At 61.5% G+C, this 3,054-nt stretch carries 3 protein-coding genes; 1 reads left to right on the top strand and 2 read right to left on the bottom strand.

What is annotated here, in order from left to right; translation table 11 throughout:
* Positions 1 to 107 precede the first annotated feature (107 nt).
* Together EOA29_RS30820 and EOA29_RS30815 are read right to left on the bottom strand one after the other, a co-directional pair.
* A complete protein-coding gene (locus EOA29_RS30820) occupies positions 108 to 1,481 on the bottom strand; it encodes an adenylate/guanylate cyclase domain-containing protein (protein ID WP_126094536.1) in 1,374 nt (457 codons plus the stop codon).
* A gap of 189 nt (positions 1,482 to 1,670) precedes the next feature.
* Positions 1,671 to 2,267 (bottom strand): YdeI/OmpD-associated family protein, encoded by a 597-nt coding sequence (locus EOA29_RS30815; RefSeq protein WP_126095954.1) that lies wholly within the window; start codon positions 2,265 to 2,267, stop codon positions 1,671 to 1,673.
* Between the two features lie 186 nt (positions 2,268 to 2,453).
* Here EOA29_RS30815 and EOA29_RS30810 point away from each other — a divergent pair.
* Positions 2,454 to 3,054: SDR family oxidoreductase (locus EOA29_RS30810; RefSeq protein WP_127222059.1), on the top strand; the 601-nt coding region annotated here is incomplete at its 3' end.

Here is a 3,054-nt window from a genome sequence, read left to right as displayed (position 1 = left end):
CGGAATGATTTGCTGTGCTGGTCATTGCTCCCGCTGGTCAAAATCTGACACTTGGTCGGACCGACAACAGACTCGCGGGAGTTTTTTGGACGATCCGGTCGGCACGTTCAATCGAGACCGACCCAGATGTAGCCATCCTCCTCGCGGCACGGAATGAGACGCAACGGAGCCCGGTTCTTCGAAATATCGCCGAGGACCTCCATGCCGGCCGAAGTTCCATCCTCGTTGAGCGCCTCGCACCACTTTACGATTTCGCCTGTATCCAGATCGAATCCGGAGTGATGCCAGCGACACACCAGCGTGCCATCCTCGTCTACAGTGCTCGCCTGTCGTGCGTGGCCGTTGGTCCGCGAGGTGCTTTCGAAGAACGGCAATTTCAGATGCGGGCAGGCATTGTTAAAGGCATGGACGCGCCCGCCCCTGCGCAAAATCACGACGTAAAGCGCTTGGAACTCGATGACTTTGTAGTCGCCGTCCTTCAGTTCGCCCGTCGCGACCGTCCGGTGCCACGTCTTGCCGCCCAGTTGCATAGTCTCGCGCGCGCCTTTTTCGTTCAACCGGCGCTCGGCTTCAACCTTCAGCTTCCTTATCTCGTACAGCGTAATTCGGTCGGAGGTACCGCGCAAACGCACCCGAATGAAATCGGATATTTCAACCTCGTCCTTGACCCGTTCATAGAGCGTCTCCGAAATCAGGAGGCGGGTTCCGGCCTCCTTGTTGGCTGTTTCGACGCGGCTCGCCACATTGACCGCATCGCCGATAGCCGTCAGGCGCTCGTTTCCGGGTGATCCGACCGAACCGATCACCGCTTCGCCCAGATGCAAACCGACGCGAATATCGAAGTCGATGCCGTACATCGAGGCAAAAAACGGCTTCAGCCGATCGACCGTGGCAAGGGTCTGTAGGGCCGCATTGACCGCGCGCACCGGCGCATCGTCTTGGCCGTTCACGCCAAATATCGCCATAAGCCCGTCGCCGACGAACTTGTCGATGTAGCCGTTGTTGAGCTCGATGACTTCGGCGACCTGAGTGAAATAGCGATTGAGCAGATACATGACATCGTAAGGCGTCAGCGTTTCGGAGAAGTGGGTGAATCCGGCTACGTCGCTGAAGAAAATGACGACCGACTTCAGCTCGCCCGCACTGGTGGACCTGTGCGGCAGCAGCTGACTGGTCATTCGCAGGTCGGTCTCGTCGAGTACGAGCCTGCGGAAGGTGATGTCGGAGGCAGGTCTGAGCTGGCATGCCAGGCGTACGTTGTTGCCAAGCCCCAGCCGCTCTACGAGCGTGCGCTCCAGCGCTGTGCGCTCCGGGCAGCCGTCTGCACCGTCGAGAATCCAGATCCGGCAGGTTGAGCATTTGGCCTTACCGCCACAAGCGCAGGCGATCGGGACATCTGCCCGGCGAGCGGCTTCAAGGACAGATTCCCCGAGCGCCGATTTGATCGATATGTCGTCGGGCAGCGATAGCAACGTAGGCATCGGAACCGATCTTCCTGTACGAGTGGCGCCAAACGCTGGTAGTCAATAAAAGGTCTATCAGCCGGACACCGTTTCAGCCTCGTTCGGACGACATTAGCCCAGCAATGGCTTGGATGCCATCGTCGAGTCCGATAGTCCGCCCCGGGTCGGTCGAAAGTCGCGCTCCGCATCGGGTACCAAGTGTCCGGCCTACTTCTTCTGCGGGTGGATCGTCTCGCCGCGCTTCAGCATGTCGACGAAGCTTGCGATCTTCTTCTTGCGCCCGGCCTCGGTCTTCATGTTGTGGGTGCGGAAGGCGAGCGCGAAGCGGTTCTGGGCGGAGAGCTTTGCCAGCATTTCCTTCGCTTTCGGCTCAGCGTCGATCGCCGCCTGCAGGTCGGGCGGGATCGTCATCTCCTTGGACCCGCCATAGGCGCGGTCCCAGCGCCCGTCGGCCTTGGCCGCCTCGACCTCGCGCAGGCCATGCTTCGTCATGCGGCCCTGCTCGGTCAGGCGCGCGACATTGTCGATGTTGATCCTGCTCCAGATGCTCTTTTTGCCACGCGGCGTGTAGCGCTGCAGAAAGCTCTTCTCGTCGAGCGACTTGCGCACCGCGTCGATCCAGCCGAAGCAGAGCACAACGTCGATCGCCTCCTTTGGCGTGATCGAGGGAAGACCCGAACCTACCTTATGGATCTTGATCCAGACCTCGCTTTCGCCGGCGTGGTTTTGGCCGAGCCAGGCATAGAAACTCTCCGCGTCGGGGAACTCGCGGATCTTCTCCGGATCGACCTTGATCGGGGCCATCATCACCTCGTCTGCTTGTCTCGACCGACAGTTTGAACGATTCCGCCGCTGCTGTAGCGATGGTTGGTGCCAGTTTCTGTCAGCAGATCCGAGGATGCCATCGGCCTTTCCGATGACACTATCGGTTTCTTCCGTTTCCGCGTCGAGCATCCGCCTGCCACATCACTATCCATGCAAAGGAAAGGCATGGACATGGACAATCGAAAAATCCTGATCGTCGGCGGCAGTTCTGGCATGGGATTGGCGCTGGCCAGGCGCTGCCTCGACGAAGGCGCCAGCGTCATCATCGCCGGGCGCGGCGAAGCGAAGCTGAGCAAGGCCCGCGATCAACTCGGCCGCCCGGCCACTTTGGAGGCGGCGGCGGTCGACATCAGCCGCGAGGACGAGGTCGCGGCGCTGTTCGCGCGCATCGGCAGGCTCGACCATATCGTCAGCACGGCCGCCGCGATCGAAGGCGCCTACCGGCTGTTGCCCGAGATCGAGCTTTCAGCCGCGCAAAAGATGGTGGAAAGCAAGGTCTACGGGCCGCTGCTGCTTGCCAAGCATGGCGCGCCAAAACTGTCGCCGGGCGGCTCGCTCACCTTCGTCTCCGGCATCGCCGCCAACCGGCCGGCGGCGCGCGGCGCGGTCGTCGCGGCCGTCAACGCAGCGCTCGAAGGGCTGGTGCGGGCCCTGGCCGTCGAGCTTGCGCCGATCCGCGTCAATGCCGTCTCGCCCGGCTGGGTCGACACGCCGATCTGGGAGTTCGTCGCCGGCGAGAAAAAGGACGAGACGCTCGCAGCTATGG

This window comes from Mesorhizobium sp. M1E.F.Ca.ET.063.01.1.1 (genome assembly GCF_003998155.1).
In the GTDB taxonomy this organism is placed as follows: domain Bacteria; phylum Pseudomonadota; class Alphaproteobacteria; order Rhizobiales; family Rhizobiaceae; genus Mesorhizobium.
The sequence above is the reverse complement of the archived record's forward strand: the minus strand, read 5'-3'. Positions and strand labels throughout refer to the sequence as shown.

Coding starts and splice junctions, on each gene's coding strand:
- EOA29_RS30820 (WP_126094536.1), bottom strand. CDS start 1,481: ATGCCTACGTTGCTATCGCTGCCCGACGACATATCGATCAAATCGGCG.
- EOA29_RS30815 (WP_126095954.1), bottom strand. CDS start 2,267: ATGGCCCCGATCAAGGTCGATCCGGAGAAGATCCGCGAGTTCCCCGAC.